Here is a 17651-nt window from a genome sequence, read left to right as displayed (position 1 = left end):
TGGCCCTCGACTCCGTGCCGGTCCTGCTGCCGCCGACCCTCGCGCAGCTCGTCGACCAGCTCATCGCGCAACCACCACGCACGTTCGGTCTGCGCCCCACCGCGCAGGCCCAGGCCGCCTACCTCTTCCCGGGCAGACCGCCGACCCGCCCCATCGCGGCGGCCAGCCTCGGACACCGTCTACGCCAACACGGCATTCCCGTTGGCGCCGCCCGCAACAACGCCCTGATCGCCCTCGCGGCCGACCTGCCCGCACCCGTCATCACCGACCTGTTCGGCCTCACCCACAAGACCGCCGCCACCTGGAGCACCTACGCCCGAGCCGACTGGACCGCCTATCTCAACAGCCGACCCGACCCCGACGCCCCGCACCCATGACCGGTCCATCCCTCTGCTCGGGGCCGTAGGCTGCGGAAATGGACATCGCCTGCGACTGGGCCCGCCCGTAGCTTTCCGCGAAAGATCAACGATCAGTGGTTGATCGTGAGTGAGAGGCGCGCTCAGCGACGGGTCGGTGCTGGTCGGCGGCCGATTCCGGGCCAGAATCGGCCGACCCGGGCGGCGTAGTCGGCGTAGGCGGCGCCGTGGGTGCGGGCAAGGTAGGGCTCCTCGACGGCGCGGACCTGCAGCTGGATCGACGCGACCAGGACTGCGGTGGCGGCCAGGGCGATGGGGTTGGGCACCATCGCGGCAAGACCGGCGCTGGTGGCGGTCATGGCGGTGAAGATGGGGTTGCGGGCCAGGGCGAACGCGCCGCCGGTGACCAGGGCGGTGCGCTCGGCCGGGTCGACCCCGACGCGCCAGGAGGCGCCCATGCTCAGTTGCGCGGCGAGGGTGGCGGTCACGCCGGCGCCGACCAGGACCAGCCCAGCCACCCGCAGCCTGCTGTGGTCAAGAACGCTGACCGGGTCCATCCTGGCCAGGGCAGCAGCCGGACCGGCGAGGCCGAGCAGCAGCGCGGCGACGAACAGCAGTTTCGCCCACCAGCCCACCGACCCGGGCGGACCGGCATCCAGCCGCAGCCCTGTGTCGCCGGTTGCCTTCCACTGCGCGACGCTGCGCCACCCGAACGCCAGCCCGAGGCCGGTCAGGTACAACGCGACCGCGATCGCAGCCATCACCGTGCCCCTCCTGCAAACCCAGGCTGGGCGGCTGGCAGGGAGCGGGTGCGGCCGGCGCGTACGCCGTTGCCGATGACGACGATTTCGGCGAGTTCGTGGATCAGGACGACAGCGGCCAGGCCGAGGACGCCGAAGGTGGCCAGCGGGATAAGAACGGTGATCAGTCCAAGGGACAGGCCGACGTTCTGCAGCATGATGCGGCGGCTTCGGCGAGCGTGGGCAAGGGTTTGTGGCAGGTGCCGCAGGTCTTCGCCCATCAGCGCGACGTCGGCGGTTTCGATCGCGACGTCGGTCCCCATGGCGCCCATGGCGATGCCGACGTCGGCGGTGGCCAGGGCAGGGGCGTCGTTGACACCGTCACCGACCATCGCGGTCGGCCGCGCGGCGCGCATGGCCGTGATGATGCGGGACTTGTCCTCGGGTCGAAGGTCGGCGTGAACCTCGTCGATGCCGGCCTGGGCGGCGAGTGCGGTGGCGGTGCGGGTGTTGTCGCCGGTGAGCATCGCCACGGTGTATCCGTCGGCGTGGAGCCGGGCGACGACTTCGGCGGCTTCGGGTCGTAGTTCGTCGCGGACGGCGATGGCGCCGATCAGGGTGCCGTCGTGTTCGACGAGGACGGCGGTCGCGCCGGCTGTCTGCATGGCGGTGACGTGCTCGCCCAAGGGGCCGGGGTGGATCCAGCCGGGGCGGCCGAGCCGTGCCGGCCGGTCGTCGACGATGCCGGTCAGGCCGGCACCGGTGACGGCCTCGACGTCGGCGGCCGGGATGTGGTCGGGTGCGGCGGCGAGGATCGCCCGGGCCAGGGGGTGTTCGCTGCGTGATTCGAGTGCTGCGGCGACCCGAAGGACCTGGTCGCGGCTGGTCGTGTCGGTGGTGGCAACGTCAACGACGGTGGGTTCGTTGCGGGTCAGGGTGCCGGTCTTGTCCAGCGCGACCGCGCGGATCCGGCCCAACGCTTCGAGTGCGGCGCCGCCCTTGACCAGCGCGCCGATGCGGCTGGCGGCGCCGATCGCGGCGACGACGGTTACCGGCACGGAGATGGCCAGCGCGCACGGGGAAGCGGCGACGAGCACGACGAGGGCACGTTCGATCCAGGTACGTGGATCGCCGGCTAGAGCGCCGGCCACGGCGATGATCGCGGCGAGAATCATGATGCCGGGTACCAGCGGTTTGGCGATCCGGTCGGCGAGCCGCTGGGCGGCACCCTTGCGAGACTGCTCGGCCTCCACGATGCGCACGATCCGCGCCAGAGAGTTGTCGGACGCGGTAGCGGTCACCTGCACCTCAATGGCACCGGTGCCATTGATCGAACCGGCGTAGACGGCATCACCAGGATTCGCCTCAACCGGCACGGACTCACCGGTCAATGCGGACACGTCGAGCGCGGAACGGCCCGTGCGGATCACACCATCGGTCGCCAGGCGTTCACCGGGCCGCACGAGCAGCAGATCACCAACGCGCAACTGGGCGGGGTCGATGGTGACTTGCGCCCCTTCGCGAAGGACTGTCGCCTCAGCGGGTACGAGGTTGAGCAGCGCCCGCAGGCCGCGCCGAGTCCGGGCGACGGAGTACTCCTCCAAGCCTTCGCTGATGGAGTAGAGGAACGCCAGCATGGCGGCCTCGGTGACCTCGCCGAGCACCACCGCACCGACAGCGGCGATCGTCATCAAAGTGCCGACGCCGATCTTTCCCTTGGCCAGGCGTTTCAGGGTGTTCGGCACAAACGTCCACGCGCCGACCAGCAACGCAACAGTGTTGAGGCCGATGCCAACCGGGCGCGGGGCGTCGACCAGCCCGGCGATGAACCCGGCGAGCAGAAACACCCCGGCGACGGCAGCAGCCCGCAACTCGCTGACCTGCCACAGCCGCTCGGGCTCGCGCTCCTCCTCGGCACCTTCCACGCGGGGTTCGTCGTCTCCGCAGCCGCACGCGTCGCTCATCGCACAGCCTCCTCGTCGCCGATCCCGGTACCGTCAGGGCCGTAGTTGGGGCACAGCGCCACCGCATCGCCGGTGGCGGCCAGCAACTGCTCGGCGCTGGCGAGCAGATCGAGCAACTCAGGCCGGGCCAACGAGTACACCGACGCCCGGCCGACCGGCCGATAGTCGACCAGGCCACAGTCACGCAGACACGCCAGATGCTTCGACACCGTCGACTGAGCCAGACCCAGCTCGCCGGTCAGGTCCACCACCCGAGCCTGCCCCCGGGCCAGCCGCTGAACGATCCGCAGCCGGGTCGGATCGGCCAGAGACGCGAACAACGCCACCGCCGGACTCAACCCGGCCCGGTCACAGCCCTCCACACGATTCATCGCCATGCAGCGATACTAGCGCCATTAGGGAATGCATTACCGGCGGCGTGGTCCACGTCACCGCCCGCTCGGCAGTTGGCCCCGGACGCGCCCATGCTGGTCTTCCTGCCCGCGGTGTGGCCCCGGCAGCTGCGTACCTGGGTGCCGGACCGGGCCACCCGCTGTGAGACCTGGTACGAGCAGGACCCGAAGACGTACGAGGTGCTGAGGGCCCGTCCGTAGTTTCCGGACCAAAACAACGCTAAGAACTGGGGCATTGATCTCGGTCTGACGGACCCGTAGCCTCCCGTCCGTTTGGTGACGGTCGATGGCTGGGTGGTGGGTTCGTGGGTACGCGGGATGTGTTCTCTGAGGAGGAGCTGGCGCAGCTTCGGGCGTTCCCGGAGATCGGCCGGGTGGACCTGATTCGGCACTTCACGCTGACGGACGTGGACGAGGCGTTCGTGCGTGCTCGTTCGCCGGTTGCCGAATTGTTCCCTGTTGGGATCAAGGCGACGTCCGTCCCCGACCGGGCGGGTGTCCGTTGAGGGTTCCTCGTACAGAACCGGGGTTCAGGTCGGCTCGCGCATGAGGTCGCCGAAGATGAGCGCGCCAGCGCGGACGGCTTGGGGCATTGTGAGCACGACTCCGGACAGGTCGTGTCGGTGTTGGTAGGCCGTGGCGTGGTCGGTGTTGGTGAAGAAGTTGATGACTGGGCAGCAGCTTTGGGTGATTGGGCCGGTGCCGCGTGAGCCGACGAACACGACTGCCGTCTGAGGGTGCCAGATCCACTGTCCGGTCCGGCTGGTGGCGGTGATCGGTTCGCCGCTGTGCGGGTCGGTCGAGGTGATGTCGATGTCGCGGTTGAGCATCGCGGCGATGCCGAGTGCGTCGATTGCGCAGTTGGCGAAGGCCTGCGGCCCGCTGGCGATGCGGACCCGGTGCGGCGAGGCGCCGGCGGCGAAGGGCACCGCGCCGGTGACCACGGAGGTGTCCGGGTCGGTGAACACCAGCTCGGTGTGGCTGAGCTCGCGCAGGGTGTCGGGCAGGTCCACGCCGTGTGCGCGGGCCGAGTCGGCAAGCTGCGACGTCGGCGGTGGTGCGCCGGTGGTGGCGAAGCTGGCCAACACCCGCTAGTGCAGATCCCGTAGCGGGGCGGGCAGCGCGGCCCGGCGGGTGAGCAGGTTGTCGGGGGGCAGCCCGGCGCAGGACAGCATCGTGGCGAGGTCGCCGTCGCTATCGCTGCTGTTCATGGTGGCTCCGCTCGTTCGGGGCTGGTGGGCAGCCTTGGTGTCTGGGGCGGCGCCGGTGCCAGGCGATGACGACACCGATGGCCACGGCGAGGACCACGCCGGCGGTGCCGAGCAGCGCGGTGTTGCTGGTGGCCGCGCCGATGCCGGCGCCGATGCCGGCGAGGCCGCCGGTGAGCAGCAGTGCGTGCAGGGTGCAGCACACGGCCAGGGCGCCGGCGGCCCATACGGCGCTGCGGCGGGGGCGGCTGTCAGGCACAGCAGGAGGTCGGCAGTTCGTTGCGGAACGTCCCGGCGGTGATCCGCAGGCTTTCGGCCATCGTCAGGTAGGGCGCCCAGGTGTCGGCGATGTCGTCGACGGTCATCCCGGCTTTGATGGCGTAGGTGGCGGCCAGCATCATCTCTCCGGCGCCGTCGGCGAGGGCGTGGACGCCGAGCACCCGGCCGGTGTTCGCGTCCGCGACGACCTTGACCGCTCCGCGGGTGTCGCGGTTGACCAGCGCCCTGGGCACGTCGGCGAGGTCGAGGATGCGGCAGGCGCAGTCGTGCCCGGCGGCGAGGGCGTCGGCTTCGGTGAGCCCGGCCGAGGCCAGCTGCGGCCGGGTGAACACCACCGACGGCAGGCCGGTGTAGTCCAACCGGGCCGGGCGGGTGCCGTCGCCGGCGAGGGCGTTGACCGCCGCGACGCGGCCGGTGGCGGCGGCGACGTAGACGTACTGCGGTGCGCCGGTGACGTCGCCCGCGGCATACACCCGGGGGTTGGTGGTGCGCTGCGCGGCGTCGACAACCACGAACCCCCGCTCGTCGGTCTTCACGCCGGCGACGGCCAGGTCGAGGCCGTCGGTGCGGGCCCGCCGGCCAGTGGCCACCAGCAGCCGCTGCCCGCTCGCCCGCCGCCCGGACGCGGTGACGACCTCCACCCCGCCGGCAGCGCGCTGCACCTCGGTGGCGTGCTCTTCCAGCATGGTGATGCCGTCGTCGGCGAACACGGCGCGCAGCGCCTCGGCGAGTTCCGGTTCGGCCCTCGGCGCGAGCCGCCCGACCAGGGTGACCCGGGTGCCGAGGTGGGCGAACAACTGCGCCTGTTCCATGCCGACGTACCCGCCGCCGACCACTACCAGCGAGTCAGGCAGCTCGGACTGCTCCATCGCCGTGGTAGAGGTCAGGTAGTCCACCTCGCCGAGGCCGGGCAGATCAGGCCGGGCCGGTTCAGCACCGGTCGCGATCACGTAGGCGCGAGCACGCAGCGGCCGGTCGTCGATGGTGAGGGTGTCGCCATCGGTGAACCGGGCCTGCCCGGGCCGGACCTCGAAGCCGTAGGCGGCGGCGACGTCGCCGTACTTGGCCTGCCGTAGCCGACCCACCAGCTCGTCCTTCTGCCCGACGAGCGCGCGCAGGTCCACTCCGTCGGCGGAGGTGGGCGCCCCAGGAAACGGGTTGGACAGCGCAGCGTGCCGAGTGCCGGCCGCGGCCAGCAGCGTCTTCGACGGCACACAACCGACGTTCACGCACGTGCCACCCAGCACCGCCCGTTCGATGAGCACCACCCTCGCGCCGGCCTGCCGGGCCGCGATCGCGGCGGCCATCGCCGCCCCGCCGGAGCCCACCACCGCGAGATCGACGTCGTCGTTGTCCGCCATGAGCTGCCTTCCGCTGGTCATCGGGCCCTTACCGAGCTAAGACTGGACCTTCCAGTGCAGGGTAAGGTCAAGAGGCGGAAGGTGACCGGGATTGCGGATCGGTGAGCTCGCGGCGGTCACGGGCACCACGACCAAGACGCTGCGCTTCTACGAAGACATCGGCCTGCTGCGCCCCGCCGGGCGCACCGCAGCCGGGTACCGCCAGTACGGCGTGGAGGCGGTGGCGCGGCTGGACTTCATCCGCCGTGGCCGCGCCGCCGGACTGACCCTGGCGCAGATCCGCGAGGTCCTCGACGTCCGCGACCGGGGCCACGCCCCGTGCGCGCACGTCGAGGACCTGCTCGCCACGCGGCTGCGCGACCTCGACGCCCAGATCGCCGACCTGCAGGCGCTACGCGACACAGTCACGCAGCTGCACGACGCCGCCAGCACGCCCGACCCTGGCAGTTGCCATCCAGAGCAGGTCTGCCGCTACCTGTAACCCCACCCCCGCGAGAGGGGATCCGCCGTGACCGCCGCCCTGGTACCCGCCAGCCCCTAGGCCTCGCCGTAGTTTTCAGCGAGAAACAACTCCAGCGCAGGTCAGGGCGGCCTGCGCGAATGACTGGAGCCGGGATCGTCATCCGGTTTGACCAGCGCTGGAGTTGTTTTTGGTCCGGAAGCCGGTAGGCCCTGAGGGAGCAGACCGTGCGGGCCCCGAAGTCGGTCGTCGCCGACCGGTCGTACGTCGTCAACCGCGACACAACAACTCGCGACCTGCCAGCGTGGTTGGCTGCCCTGCTCATCCGGCCAACGACTGCAGCCTGCGGCCGTCGGCTCTGCTGCCGAATTCGGTTGAGGCGGCGAAGGGCGGCCCCGCGCTCATGATCAGCGAATAGCGCAGGAGTCGAATAGGTGCACTCCACCGGTGGTGGTGATCTCCGAGGCGCAGTAGCCACGCCGGTGGTCGAGGCGGCCCGGTCCGCAGTGATGCTGCGGAATCAAGTGCCGGTGGCGTCGGGAAGCTGCGCGAGCACCTCCGGCGGCGCCAGCTCGACCGGAAGCGGTCGAGGTTCGGTGTGCTTGGTCGGGTCGCACCGGCTGAACGGGCCGTACTCGGCGGCGAGCGCGGCGAGGTGGGGGTCGAGGTGGTCGCGCCACCAGATGCTCATGCCGGTCTGCGGGTCGCTGACCCGCAGGGTCTCCCATGCTCGCCAGAGCGCGTACAGACGGGAGATCGCTTCCGGGTGGGCCCACCAGCGCGGGCACCAGTTCAGCCCGGAGGTCGGTCCGCTGGCGAGGCGACGCTCCACGACGTGGGCGAGGTAGTCCCCGACGAACGCTTCGACGTTGCGGTAGACCGGCTCGTCACCGGCCGGCTTGGAAGTGGCCGGCGGCGGGTCGGCTTGGTGGTCGCCGGCCAGTTCGCCGAGTAGGGCGCTGAGGTCGGCGACCGGATCGGTGGCCGGTCCGGGGAGCGGGCTGGTCATGGTGCTGGCTCCGGCGGGGCGTCGGGGGTGAGGGTCCAGTCGGTGCGGCCGGTGGGATCCCAGCGGTCGATCGAGGCCCGGATAGCGGCGGCGTGAGGTCCGTCCTGCCATGGGGCGGTGCGGGCGAGGGCAGGTGGTGCTCCGGAGGCGTAGACGATCATCCGGCCGCGAGGTAGAGCGTGGAGGTCGGAGACGTCGAGGATGCGTTGGCGGCGGGTGGCGTGGGAGACCGAGCGTTGGCCCCAGCCGGATCCGCTGCTGCTGGTCGACCGGGTGGTGACGTCGTGCTCCCCGATGAGTTTGGAGAGTTCTTCGAGCCAGTCGGGGTCGGCGACGCCGCCGCCGTAGGTGCGGACGTTCGCGGCGGACCACAGCTTGCGCATGCCTTCGCGTCCCCACACGTCGACGCCTTGGGGGTAGGACTGCAGGATCGTGATGATGGGCAGGCCGTGGGAGCCGTAGTACGAGTACAGGTTGGGCAGTTGGCGTAGCCGGCAGATGTTCGCCGCTTCGTCGAGGATGCTCAGCAGCGGCGGGTCGAGGCGTCGGCCGGCCGAGGCGCGTGCCTGTAGCTCGCCAGCGCGCAGGACGGCGTCGGTGAGCGCGGCGACCAGGGGGGCGGGGGAGCCGGGCCCGCCTTGGGAGAGCAGGTACAGCACGTCGGTGGAGGTCACGAACGCGGCCGGGTCGAACGTGAGCACCCTGCCTCGGGTGGGTGGGGTGACCCAGCGGGTGACGGCCGGCTCGGTCAGGCACATGAGCATCTTCTGGGCACCGGCGTAGATGCCACCGCGGGTCTTGTCGGGCATGTTGACCACGCCGGACACCGCGTCAGCGGGTAGGTCGAAGCCGTGCTCGCGCAGCAGCATCGCCGGTTCGTCGTCCCGAGGGCTGACCGACCACCGGTAGGCGGCGAGGATGTCTCGCCCGGACACGGCGGCCGCGAGGAGCAGGTTCGCCACCAGCTCCTCGCTGGAGGGGTCGAAGAAGGCGTCGCGGCTGACGCCCGGCTCTCGTTCGGCGGCGGCGAAGTGCTCGGCGAGCCGCCGGGCGTCGGTGATGGTGGCCACGGCACGCAGCGGGTTCCACCACATGCCCTGCTCGGCGCCGAGAATGTGCTGCGGATCGAACACCCACACCGTGCCCCGGGCTGCGCGGATCTCACGGGTGGCGTCGACGATGTCGCCCTTGACGCTGGTGACCAGGGTCGGACCGGGTGCGGCGACGATGGCGGGGATGGCCCGGCTGGTGGTCTTGCCGGTACGCGGGCCCCAGATGTCGACGGCCATGTCCTCCCAGGACTGGCGCAGCGGCATCCCGCCGGCGACGGTGGTGCCGATGAGCACGCCGAGCTGGTCGGGGTCGGGCCGGTCGACGTCGGCGAGGCTGGGTCGCAGTCGCCGGCCGCTGTCGGCGACCCCCTTCGGGCCGAGGTGTGCCAGGTCGGCGCGGGTGGCCATGCGCCGGGCGGCCGAGTCGACCCGGGTCCGTCGCCGGCGGATCCACCGCCTGATCGCGACCACCGCCCCGATCAGCAGCAGCAGGATGGCGAGCTGGCCGACCGCGACGAGCGTGCACGCGGTGGTCCAGGTGATGTCTCCGCGCAGCACGGCGAGGGCGACCTGGATTGGGTGGCCGCCGGTGTAGCCGGGCGGTCGGGTCAGCACGACCGGTAGCCACACCGTGCCGGCGAGGACCAGGACCAGGGCGGCGAGCCCGCCCACGATCAGACCGGCGTCGTCGTGGCCACCGCGCGGTCCGGCGGGCCGGTTCACGTCATCGTCCAGCGGAAGTCGGTGTTGCCGAGCTGCTTCTCCACCTCGGTGGGCTCCAGGTGCACGGGGATTCCCGGCCTCGATCCGACCTTGATGAGGAAGTTCCCGCGCCCGACGGTTTCCCCGCCCTCCGTGGCCGTCCAGGACGGTGGTGCCGACCAGGACAGCACCTCCCGCCGTTCTGCCTGCGACAACGGCCGTACGCGGGCGACGGCGTCGAGTTCCTGTTCGGAACACGGACCGATCATGAGCACGGCGCTGCGTTCGGCGAAACCGCGGGCTTTGGCCCGGTCGTGTGCGGTGGGCAGCGCTTCCAGGTCGGCGAGGGAGTGGGTGATGAAGGCGGTGCCGGTGCCCTTCTGCCGGTTGAGGCGGGTGAGGCCGTCGGCGCGGTCGACCAGGCCGTGCCCGACCCGTAGCGCCCGCCACAGCTCGTCGAGCACGGTGAAGAACGTCCGGGCCGGGGCCAGGCCGAGGTCGGCCATCAGGTGCGCGGCCTCCACCTGGGCGAAGCCGTACGACCAGGTCGACAGCAGGGTCGCGGCGGTGCGCAGCTCGTCGGTGTCGTCGATGCCGGAGATGTCGACGCACACGGCCGGGGTGTCCAGGCGAATCGCGGTGGTGGTCTGCCCCTCGAAGGTGTCGCCGAGTGGGCCGTGCAGCAGGGCCAGCAAGGTGCGGTGCAGTGCGGCGGTGTCCTCCCGGAACCGGGGGAGATCTCCCTCTTCCTGCCAGAGGGTGACCGCGCGGACCTCGGCGGGCGCGTCGCGGATGACGGCCAGGACGTCGGAGAGCACTGGCTGGGTGTCGGTCTCGCGTTCGGCGAGGAAGCGCAGCGCGGCGGCCAGCACGGTGGTCTCGTCGGAGCTGACCGGGCCCCGGCGGACCAAGGTGGCGAGGGCGACCAACATGTTCAGGCGACGGTCGGTGACGGCCGCGCGGACGACGGCACCGGTGCGGTCGTCGACCCGGTCGAGGACCTGCCGCCACGGTCCGGCATCGAGGGGGTTGATCCGGTCCAGGCCCGGCCCCACGCGCAGCACCTGACCGCCCAGGGCGTGTACCAGTTCGGCGTAGTCGGGTTTGAGGTCGCCGAGGATCAGCGGGGTCACGCCCTGGGCGGTGAGGCCGAGGACCATCCGGCGGACGGCGGTGGACTTGCCCATTCCGGGCTCGCCCTCGATCCACACCGACGGGTTGTTGATCAACCTCGCTCTCGTGTACCAGGAGATCGGGTCGAAGCACACCGCGCTGCCGGTGTAGAGGTGCCGGCCGACGGGGACGCCGATCATCGGGGTTGAGGCGCCGGTGCCGAACGGGAACAGTCCGCACACCTGGACGGTGGTGCCCCGGTACTCCGTGGGTGGTTCGATCCAGGACCACCGGCCCCCGCCGGGCCCGGAGTAGCCGAGCCGGCCGGGCCGGCGTGCGGCTGGTCGACGCAGTGGCGGTTGCATGCTGTTGTCCCGGGTGCTGATGGTCATGCCGGTGTCCTAGAAGGGGATCGTGGCGTGGGTGGGCAGCACGACACCGGCGGGCAGGCCGGCGGCGAACCCGGCGGCCTGGCAGCCGTACATCGGCCGTAGCACCAGCCGGGCCTCACCGGCGCGGGCCCGGATGATGCCGGCGGCCTCGTCGAGCTGCTTCTCGTCGGCGACGGTGGCGGTGACCAGCACGGTGAACCGGACGACGCCGGCACCGGCGGCTTCCTCTTCTGCGGCTTGCTCGGCGGCGACGACGTCGGTCATGTCTCGGGCGCTGGGCCGATGCTTCTTGCTGGCCAGGAACCGGGCGTCGCGTTTGTCGGCCTCCACCAGCCGGGCTGCGTCGCCGGGGGAATAAGGCCGGTAGACCATGGTGACCCGCTTGCGCAGTAGTTGCGGATCGGGGTCGGTGAGCCGGGCGAACAGCCGCGAGTACACCACTCCCCGGGGTGCCTCGACCATGCACCAGGTCCGCGAGAACGCGGAGTCGTGCCGGTAGGAATCCCAGCTTTCCCGGGTGGCCACCGGCCCGGCCTGGGGCCAGTCCGGAGCCAACTGCGGATCCCGGGCGAGTTCCACGGCGACGGCCGGGTCGTAGGCGGCCCGCACCACGACGGCGAGGCTGCGCGCAGACAGCGGCGTGATTCCAGCGCCGGTCGCGCCGGTCAGACCGGCGTGCAGGTGCGGCAGTCGGGCGGCGACCTCCCGGCAGACGTCTTCGTGGGACATCGACCGGCCGGGCGGGGCGGTGTAGGTCAGCGAGACCCGAGTGTCGACCGTCGCGGAGCCGGCCGGCGACGACTCGACGACGTCGTTGAGCACTTGCAGGGCCAACGCTGGGGCGTCCGGCCGGGACGTGGCGGCGACCTCGGCGGCGAGTCGGGTGCCGGGATCCGGGGTGGTCTCGACGGTGACCTGCGCCTGCACCAGGTGCGGCTCGCGGGACAGCGCCGACAGCCAGGTGGCCAGGTGCGCCACGCGGGCGTCGATGACCGCCTGGTCGACGAGGTCCAACCCTTCCGGCGCGCAGCGCAGGGTGACGGTGTAGTGGCGGCTCTGCGGCACCACGACGACCGCGAGGAGGCCGGAGCGTCCGGTCTCCACCTCGTACACCTCGGAACGGGCCAGTACCCCGGGGAGCTGGTGGGCGGCGGTGGCCCGGGACGCGACCCCGGAGACGTAGATGTGATGACGGCGGGCCCGCGTCAGCCACCACGCCACCTTGGCGGTGATGACCTGGAATCCGGTACGGCCGTTGACCCGGATCGCCAGCGGGGCGAGGACCAGGACGCCGAGGATCGCCGTGAGCAGCGACGCGAGCGGGGAGACCGGCAGCATGGCGGCGGCGAGCACCATGACCAGGAACGCGGCGATGGTGCCGGCCGGGCCGAGGCCGAACAGTCCAGCGCCCCGGCCGAGTCGCCAGTTGCCGTAGGTGCGCTGCTCGGTCGGTCGGTCCCGTACTCCAATGCTCACGAACGATCACCGTCTACCGCGCCGGAGGCGGTACCACCGATCTTCCGCACGGTGGCCTGGCCTGCCTGTGTGGCGGCGACACCACCGGCCACGGCGAGCCCGGCCGGGCCGCCCGCTGCTGCGGCACCGGTACCCGCGCCCGCAGCGGCGGAGCTGGTGCCAGCACCTGTACCCGCCGCCGTGCCGGCAGCGGCAGTGCCCCCGGTCGCAGCCGGGCCAGCGCTGCCGGCGGTGCCTGCGGTAGCGCCGCCGCCGGACGGGCGTGGTGACGGCGCTGACGGCGACGCGCCTCCGGGCCGACCGGTTCCGCCGCCCGTGTGGCCACCGGTTCCGCCGCCACCGGTTCCGCCGCTGTTGGACAACCGCACCGCTCCGGAGGCGACCTGCCCGGCCGCGGAGACCGCCGCCACACCAGCACCGCCGGCTGCGCCGCCGCTGGACAGCACGGATACCCCCGGAGCGATCAGCCGCAGCAGCGCCGGCAGCGCCACGATCGCCATGCAGAACATCACCAGACCGGTGAGCACGTCCGTGAGGGTCTGCCCATCACCGATGAGCCAGAACACCGCCGCGTAGATCGTCGCGGCGGCCGGCTTGTACAGCACCAGCGCGAGCAGCCACGTCAGGTACCGGTTGCGTACTGCCTGCCCGGATCCGGAGATGCCCGATGCGGCGGCCAGCGGCAGCAGGCCGGCCAGGAGGACGAGTCCGGCGTTGCGGGCCAGCAGCATCAGCAGCTGCACCATCGTGGCCAGGAACATCACCAGCGAGACCCCGATCACCATGATCGGAGTCATGCCGGTGGTGCTTGCGGCTGGAGCCAGCAGTAGCAACCGGTCGCCGAGGTCATCGTCGGCGGCGATGTCGAGGATCCAATTGGAGTAGGCGTCGCCGACCTGGATGAGTGTCTGCACTGCTGGCACACCCGCGCCAGTGATTACGACGAGGGCCACCAGGCCCTTGGCGATGGAACCGGCTTCCCGGCCGTTGCGCTCGATGGCCAGCCGGATCGCCCCGACCAGCAACGCGCCGACCGCGACCGCGGCGACCGCCCAGTTCGTGTGCGTGCGTAGCTCGGCCACCACCCCAGAGGTTTGGGAGATTCCTGGGGTGCCGACGTGCAGCCATCCGGCGACCAGGGTCTCCAGCATCTCGGCGGCAGCATCGGACGCCTCTACGGCTATCTCATCGAGAAAGCGGCCGGCGACGTTCTCAGCGACCCGGCCTGGAAGGCACAGCGGGTCGACGACGGGAATGCACGGCACTACCGCGGCCCCCACTCGATGACGCCGGAGAGGTTGTCGGTCATGCGGTTGACCGAGAGCCAGCTACCCCCGGGAGGTGCCTGCATCCGCCAGTCGCCGCCCCGCCAGAGCAGCGTCAGGGACAGGACGTGGTAGCGGGATGCGCTGGCGGCCGGGGCGCGGAGCACGAGCCCGATCACGGCGGTGTCGGGGGTGTACGACTGGTAGCTGAACCCGGCGATCTGGCTGAGGGAGCCCGGGTCTGCGGGTTCGCTGGCCACGGCGCGAAGTTCGGTGAGGAGCCGGTCCCGGTCGCCGCTGGGTACGAACTGTTGCTCGATGGTCGGTTCCCACCGCTGCCGACCGAGGGCGTGACTGGACCTCACCATGATCTGCGCGGCGGCGATCAACGCACCTTCGGGCGTGTGCGTGAAGCCGGAGGCGGTGGTGTCCGTGGTCTGCGTCGGGCCGGCCGTGTCGCTGACCGGCACGGCCATCGGGCCGACTAGTTCCCACCGCACCCCGGTTGGTGGTGTAGTCGGCACGACGGTGGGCAGGCCCTCCACCGGCATGCTGCTCGCCGAGGGCTGACTTGTCGGCGACGGTCCGTCGGTGATGTCGGCAGGGTCGTCGTCCGGCGCTAAGACGACGATCAGCAGCCCGGCCAGGAGGATGAGTGCCACCAGCACCGCGGCGGCGACGAAGCCGGGCCGGGTCCACGGTGGGCGCTCGGCGAAGTCCTGCGTACCGGGAGTGCGGGACACGTCAACTCCCGCTGTTGACCAGTGCGCCGACGATCGCGGACGCGCTGCCGATCAGGACACAGGCGCCGAATACCCAGCCCAACTGTGAGACGTTGGTGTCGTCTCCGCGGCGATGGGAGATGGCCATCTTCGCGGCGGTGTAGAGCATCCCGGCGACGCAGGCCGCAACGGCGAGCCAGGCGATCCACTGAAGGATGAGCAGGACACCGCTGCCGGCGACACCGGGCGGTGCGACGCCACCACCGGGATTAGGGACGGGCTCCAGCAGGATGCCTGCCTGCGTCAAGCCGTCGAGCAGGGTCATTGTCGTCCTCTCTGCTTCGCGTGCAGCGTGTGCCAGATCGTGGTGCGCAGCGCTTCGATGTCGGGTGGGGTGCCGATGTCGGTGGGCTCGTCGACAGCGAGCAGGTCGTCGATCCAGCCGACGCGCCAGATCTGCGGCGCCCAGCCGCTGAGCAGCCGCAGACGTTCGGTGGCGATACGTGGTGGACGCCGTGGTGACGCGGCGACGGCGACCACGCCGAGCAGCCAGGTCATCCGGGCAACCCCGGCGCGGCGGCGCCATTGCTCAACGGCACCGGTCGCCGACCAGGTGCCCGACGCCGACGCCCGGCACACGAGGACGACCTGGGCGCCAGGCATCGCCGGCGTGAGTGCCGGCCACGCCGCGCCGAAGTCGGCACCGAAGCCGACCAGCCGGGCGAGGGTGCTCGTGCCGGCTCCGCCATGGCAGCCGACCCACCACACAGGGGGCCATCCGGCCCGGTAGTGATTCTCGGGAATCGCGGCGAGGGGGAGCTGGAGGGCGGCGGTCGGGCGGGTGCGGCGTGCCGCGACTGTGCCGGCCTTCACCGCCTGGATCCGAGCACGGCCGCGCGGTTACCACTCGTCACTTGATGCCTCCCCCGCGTGTCAAGGTCACCGACGAGTACCTGACAGTAGCACCGTGTTTACGAATGGTCCTATGGTGATTGCTCCGTCAACACTGGACGCGATCGGAGCACCACGGGGGGCGTCACATGGCAAGGGCAGCGCCTGCTGTCACCGGCAAGGCACGGCTGCGCGGGATCTGTCCGGCGCTCATGGCGGCTCTGCTGGGCGTCGGGGGCTGCACCGGATCAGCCACGCCGGACGTGCCGGCGCCGGATCGCAGCGGCCCGGTGTACCCGACGCTCGGCGATGTCGCGGGGCTACCGACACCTGGTGAGTCCCCGGGCCGCGACGACCATGAAGGCGACGAGCTGACCGCGTCGCCGCCGTCAGCGGCACAGGCGTCACGGGTAGCGGCACGCTTCGCGCGGACCTGGGTGCGCTCGGACCTGCCGGCTGATCAATGGTTGCGGCAGGTCGCGGAGGTTTGCGACAAGGGCTTTGCCGAGCAGTTGCGGACGGTCGACCCGGCCCGGATTCCGGCGACCCGGGTGACCGGGCAACCAGTGACCACGAGACCACCAAAGGACGGCGTCGCAGAGTACGAGATCACCACAGACAGCGGCACCCTGACGGTCACGGTGGCGGCGCTGGGCGAGCGGTGGCTGGTAACCGGCAACGACTTCCGACGGGCGATCGGATGACCCGCAGACCGATCGCGTTGGCCGTGGCGGTGGTAGCGGTGGTGGTGCTGCTTTGCAGCGGCACGGTGGTGCTGCCGGTCATGATGTTCGGCCAGTCGCAAGCGGAAGCCGCATCGTGCGAGGTGACGTCATTACCCGACGGTGAAGCGCCCGACGTGGGCAAGTGGAGCGGCGCTCAGGTGGCCAACGCGACCGTGATCGTCACCGTGGGACGGGGTCGGCAGATACCCGCTCGCGGTTACGTGATCGCGCTGGCGACCGCGATGCAAGAGTCCACGCTGCGCAACCTCGCCAACTCAGGTGTGCCTGAGTCGTTGGCTCTGCCGCACGAGGGTGTGGGCAGCGATCACGACTCGGTCGGGCTGTTCCAGCAACGTCCCGGGTGGGGCAGCGTACGTGACCGGATGACGCCCAGCTACGCCGCGACGAAGTTCTACGAGGTCCTGGCGCGGGTCGACGGATGGGAGCGAATGCGGCTGACAGACGCCGCGCAAGCTGTGCAGCGCTCCGGCTACCCGGAGGAGTACCAGAAGTGGGAAGACGACGCCGAGCTGCTCGCCGCCGCGGTGCTCGGCGTGGCCGACATCCGCGACGTCGGTGGCGGCTCCCCGACGGCCCCCTGCGGCGTCGACGACCTCGGGCCGGTGCCAGTCGGACCGGGCGGATGGGTGCAGCCGCTGCACGCATTCGTCGGCAGCCCGTTCGGTCCCCGCGGTGGCCGGCTGCATGCCGGCGTGGACATGTCGAAGACTGATGTGCGGGGCGACGCGATCCGGGCCGCATCGGGCGGAGTGGTCGAGCAGGTCAAGTGCGACTGGTACACCACCTGCGACCGGGACGGGCACACCCGTGCCCGGGGCTGTGGCTGGTACGTCGACATTCGTCACCCGGGCAACATCGTCACCCGCTACTGCCACATGATCCAGCGACCCGAGGTGACCATCGGTGACATCGTGGCGGCTGGGACCGTGATCGGGTTCGTCGGTAACAGCGGCGGCAGCTCCGGCCCGCATCTGCACTTTGAGGTGCATGTCAACGTCCCGTCGGGCCCGTACAACGCCAACAGCAGCAACGCCGTTGACCCGGTGCCGTTCATGCGGGACCGGGGCGCTCCACTCGGTGCGCGACCATGAGCGCCGTCAGCGCGGCGGCCACCCCCGTAGGAGTGGCCGCCAGCGGGGCGAATCTGCCGCTGCTACCCCTGCCCACCGGTGTCGGCGTGCACGACTTGGTCGTCACGCTGCTGCTCACCAGAGGCCGAGGCTGGTCGGCGCGAACGGCGGCGCTTGACGGTGCTGGACTCCGGAGCGTCCAAGCCGAGCTTGGCCAGGTCGTCCGCCGTCCATCCGCCCTCTACCGCAGCGGCGTAGCGCTCGGCGTATCGGGCGTTGGCGGCACGCAGGGCCTCGGCCAGTTGGTCACGGTCGTGCCGAGCTGTGGCCGCCTCACCGACCAGGTTGGCGCGGTCGCGCAGCAGGCCAAGCGCCGCCTTCTCCGTCTCGGCGCGGGCGGCCTTGGCGCTCTGTTGGGCCATGGATTCCTCCCCCAGGATGTACCGCTCTGGT

General features: G+C 71.2%; 20 protein-coding genes and 1 pseudogene. 6 read left to right on the top strand and 15 right to left on the bottom strand.

Annotation, left to right across the window (positions count from 1 at the left end):
• A pseudogene (locus ACN26Z_RS00490) lies at positions 1–377 on the top strand (hypothetical protein); the annotation flags it as partial.
• A gap of 122 nt (positions 378–499) precedes the next feature.
• Here ACN26Z_RS00490 and ACN26Z_RS00485 read toward each other — a convergent pair.
• From ACN26Z_RS00485 to ACN26Z_RS00475, 3 genes are read right to left on the bottom strand one after another with little or no spacing between them, the layout of a single operon-like run.
• On the bottom strand, positions 500–1117 hold the full coding sequence (locus ACN26Z_RS00485; protein ID WP_091331348.1) for a methyltransferase family protein: 618 nt from the start codon (positions 1115–1117) through the stop codon (positions 500–502).
• On the bottom strand, positions 1117–3060 hold the full coding sequence (locus ACN26Z_RS00480) for a heavy metal translocating P-type ATPase (RefSeq protein WP_091331347.1): 1944 nt from the start codon (positions 3058–3060) through the stop codon (positions 1117–1119). The genes ACN26Z_RS00485 and ACN26Z_RS00480 overlap by 1 nt, the downstream gene beginning before the upstream one ends.
• Positions 3057–3437, bottom strand: coding sequence for an ArsR/SmtB family transcription factor (locus ACN26Z_RS00475; protein ID WP_091331346.1), 381 nt, complete (start codon positions 3435–3437; stop codon positions 3057–3059). The genes ACN26Z_RS00480 and ACN26Z_RS00475 overlap by 4 nt, the downstream gene beginning before the upstream one ends.
• 87 nt (positions 3438–3524) lie before the next feature.
• Here ACN26Z_RS00475 and ACN26Z_RS00470 point away from each other — a divergent pair, with 87 nt between their 5' ends.
• Complete coding sequence (locus tag ACN26Z_RS00470; RefSeq protein ID WP_256092950.1) at positions 3525–3653, top strand: hypothetical protein; 129 nt, start codon at positions 3525–3527, stop codon at positions 3651–3653.
• Positions 3654–3757: 104 nt separating this feature from the next.
• Positions 3758–3958 carry a hypothetical protein gene (locus ACN26Z_RS00465; RefSeq protein WP_091331344.1) on the top strand — a complete coding sequence of 67 codons (201 nt, stop codon included), beginning with the start codon at positions 3758–3760 and terminating at the stop codon, positions 3956–3958.
• A gap of 24 nt (positions 3959–3982) precedes the next feature.
• Here ACN26Z_RS00465 and ACN26Z_RS00460 read toward each other — a convergent pair whose 3' ends face one another.
• From ACN26Z_RS00460 to merA, 3 genes are all read right to left on the bottom strand, one after another.
• Positions 3983–4537: an alkylmercury lyase family protein gene (locus tag ACN26Z_RS00460; protein WP_421459503.1), complete on the bottom strand. Its 555-nt coding sequence runs from the start codon at positions 4535–4537 to the stop codon at positions 3983–3985.
• Between the two features lie 109 nt (positions 4538–4646).
• Positions 4647–4919, bottom strand: coding sequence for a hypothetical protein (locus ACN26Z_RS00455; protein WP_091331338.1), 273 nt, complete (start codon positions 4917–4919; stop codon positions 4647–4649).
• Positions 4912–6300: a mercury(II) reductase gene (gene merA, locus ACN26Z_RS00450; protein ID WP_091331336.1), complete on the bottom strand. Its 1389-nt coding sequence runs from the start codon at positions 6298–6300 to the stop codon at positions 4912–4914. Before merA ends, ACN26Z_RS00455 begins: the two co-directional genes overlap by 8 nt.
• Positions 6301–6391: 91 nt before the next feature.
• Here merA and ACN26Z_RS00445 point away from each other — a divergent pair, with 91 nt between their 5' ends.
• Positions 6392–6781, top strand: a complete 390-nt coding sequence (locus ACN26Z_RS00445; RefSeq protein WP_091331334.1) for a heavy metal-responsive transcriptional regulator — start codon at positions 6392–6394, stop codon at positions 6779–6781.
• Positions 6782–7280: 499 nt separating this feature from the next.
• On the opposite strand, the gene ACN26Z_RS00440 is transcribed toward ACN26Z_RS00445, so the two are convergent.
• The 8 genes from ACN26Z_RS00440 to ACN26Z_RS00405 all read right to left on the bottom strand — a co-directional run bounded on the left by ACN26Z_RS00440 (position 7281) and on the right by ACN26Z_RS00405 (position 15364).
• Positions 7281–7769 (bottom strand): DUF4913 domain-containing protein, encoded by a 489-nt coding sequence (locus ACN26Z_RS00440; protein WP_421459502.1) that lies wholly within the window; start codon positions 7767–7769, stop codon positions 7281–7283.
• The gene (locus ACN26Z_RS00435; protein ID WP_421459501.1) at positions 7766–9544 is read right to left on the bottom strand and encodes a type IV secretory system conjugative DNA transfer family protein; all 1779 of its coding nucleotides are present in this window, start codon (positions 9542–9544) and stop codon (positions 7766–7768) included. Before ACN26Z_RS00435 ends, ACN26Z_RS00440 begins: the two co-directional genes overlap by 4 nt.
• The gene (locus ACN26Z_RS00430; RefSeq protein WP_421459500.1) at positions 9541–11028 is read right to left on the bottom strand and encodes an ATP/GTP-binding protein; all 1488 of its coding nucleotides are present in this window, start codon (positions 11026–11028) and stop codon (positions 9541–9543) included. The genes ACN26Z_RS00435 and ACN26Z_RS00430 overlap by 4 nt, the downstream gene beginning before the upstream one ends.
• A 9-nt stretch (positions 11029–11037) precedes the next feature.
• The gene (locus ACN26Z_RS00425; protein WP_421459555.1) at positions 11038–12504 is read right to left on the bottom strand and encodes an SCO6880 family protein; all 1467 of its coding nucleotides are present in this window, start codon (positions 12502–12504) and stop codon (positions 11038–11040) included.
• Positions 12501–13655, bottom strand: a complete 1155-nt coding sequence (locus ACN26Z_RS00420; protein WP_421459554.1) for a hypothetical protein — start codon at positions 13653–13655, stop codon at positions 12501–12503. The genes ACN26Z_RS00425 and ACN26Z_RS00420 overlap by 4 nt, the downstream gene beginning before the upstream one ends.
• A gap of 113 nt (positions 13656–13768) precedes the next feature.
• On the bottom strand, positions 13769–14512 hold the full coding sequence (locus ACN26Z_RS00415; protein WP_421459553.1) for a hypothetical protein: 744 nt from the start codon (positions 14510–14512) through the stop codon (positions 13769–13771).
• Between the two features lies 1 nt (position 14513).
• Complete coding sequence (locus ACN26Z_RS00410; protein ID WP_204025982.1) at positions 14514–14816, bottom strand: hypothetical protein; 303 nt, start codon at positions 14814–14816, stop codon at positions 14514–14516.
• Positions 14813–15364: a hypothetical protein gene (locus ACN26Z_RS00405; RefSeq protein ID WP_421459552.1), complete on the bottom strand. Its 552-nt coding sequence runs from the start codon at positions 15362–15364 to the stop codon at positions 14813–14815. Before ACN26Z_RS00405 ends, ACN26Z_RS00410 begins: the two co-directional genes overlap by 4 nt.
• A gap of 167 nt (positions 15365–15531) precedes the next feature.
• Here ACN26Z_RS00405 and ACN26Z_RS00400 point away from each other — a divergent pair, with 167 nt between their 5' ends.
• Positions 15532–16086: a hypothetical protein gene (locus ACN26Z_RS00400; protein ID WP_421459551.1), complete on the top strand. Its 555-nt coding sequence runs from the start codon at positions 15532–15534 to the stop codon at positions 16084–16086.
• Positions 16083–17219 carry a M23 family metallopeptidase gene (locus ACN26Z_RS00395; RefSeq protein ID WP_421459550.1) on the top strand — a complete coding sequence of 379 codons (1137 nt, stop codon included), beginning with the start codon at positions 16083–16085 and terminating at the stop codon, positions 17217–17219. Before ACN26Z_RS00400 ends, ACN26Z_RS00395 begins: the two co-directional genes overlap by 4 nt.
• A gap of 62 nt (positions 17220–17281) precedes the next feature.
• Here the strand turns inward: ACN26Z_RS00395 and ACN26Z_RS00390 are convergent, their stop codons facing one another.
• On the bottom strand, positions 17282–17620 hold the full coding sequence (locus tag ACN26Z_RS00390; protein WP_421459549.1) for a hypothetical protein: 339 nt from the start codon (positions 17618–17620) through the stop codon (positions 17282–17284).
• Between the last annotated feature and the right edge of the window lie 31 nt (positions 17621–17651).

It is taken from the genome of Verrucosispora sp. WMMD703, assembly GCF_049178935.1.
Lineage (GTDB): Bacteria > Actinomycetota > Actinomycetes > Mycobacteriales > Micromonosporaceae > Micromonospora > Micromonospora sediminimaris.
Note: the sequence above shows the minus strand (reverse complement) of the source record. Positions and strands in the feature narration are given on the sequence as shown.

Bases quoted from the DNA above. Each gene is read 5' to 3' on its own strand.
- ACN26Z_RS00400 (WP_421459551.1), top strand. From the start codon at position 15,532: ATGGCAAGGGCAGCGCCTGCTGTCACCGGCAAGGCACGGCTGCGCGGG.
- ACN26Z_RS00485 (WP_091331348.1), bottom strand. From the start codon at position 1,117: ATGGCTGCGATCGCGGTCGCGTTGTACCTGACCGGCCTCGGGCTGGCG.
- ACN26Z_RS00470 (WP_256092950.1), top strand. From the start codon at position 3,525: ATGCTGGTCTTCCTGCCCGCGGTGTGGCCCCGGCAGCTGCGTACCTGG.
- ACN26Z_RS00440 (WP_421459502.1), bottom strand. From the start codon at position 7,769: ATGACCAGCCCGCTCCCCGGACCGGCCACCGATCCGGTCGCCGACCTC.
- ACN26Z_RS00430 (WP_421459500.1), bottom strand. From the start codon at position 11,028: ATGACCATCAGCACCCGGGACAACAGCATGCAACCGCCACTGCGTCGA.
- ACN26Z_RS00410 (WP_204025982.1), bottom strand. From the start codon at position 14,816: ATGACCCTGCTCGACGGCTTGACGCAGGCAGGCATCCTGCTGGAGCCC.
- ACN26Z_RS00395 (WP_421459550.1), top strand. From the start codon at position 16,083: ATGACCCGCAGACCGATCGCGTTGGCCGTGGCGGTGGTAGCGGTGGTG.
- ACN26Z_RS00420 (WP_421459554.1), bottom strand. From the start codon at position 13,655: ATGCTGGAGACCCTGGTCGCCGGATGGCTGCACGTCGGCACCCCAGGA.
- ACN26Z_RS00475 (WP_091331346.1), bottom strand. From the start codon at position 3,437: ATGGCGATGAATCGTGTGGAGGGCTGTGACCGGGCCGGGTTGAGTCCG.
- ACN26Z_RS00390 (WP_421459549.1), bottom strand. From the start codon at position 17,620: ATGGCCCAACAGAGCGCCAAGGCCGCCCGCGCCGAGACGGAGAAGGCG.
- ACN26Z_RS00480 (WP_091331347.1), bottom strand. From the start codon at position 3,060: ATGAGCGACGCGTGCGGCTGCGGAGACGACGAACCCCGCGTGGAAGGT.
- merA (WP_091331336.1), bottom strand. From the start codon at position 6,300: ATGGCGGACAACGACGACGTCGATCTCGCGGTGGTGGGCTCCGGCGGG.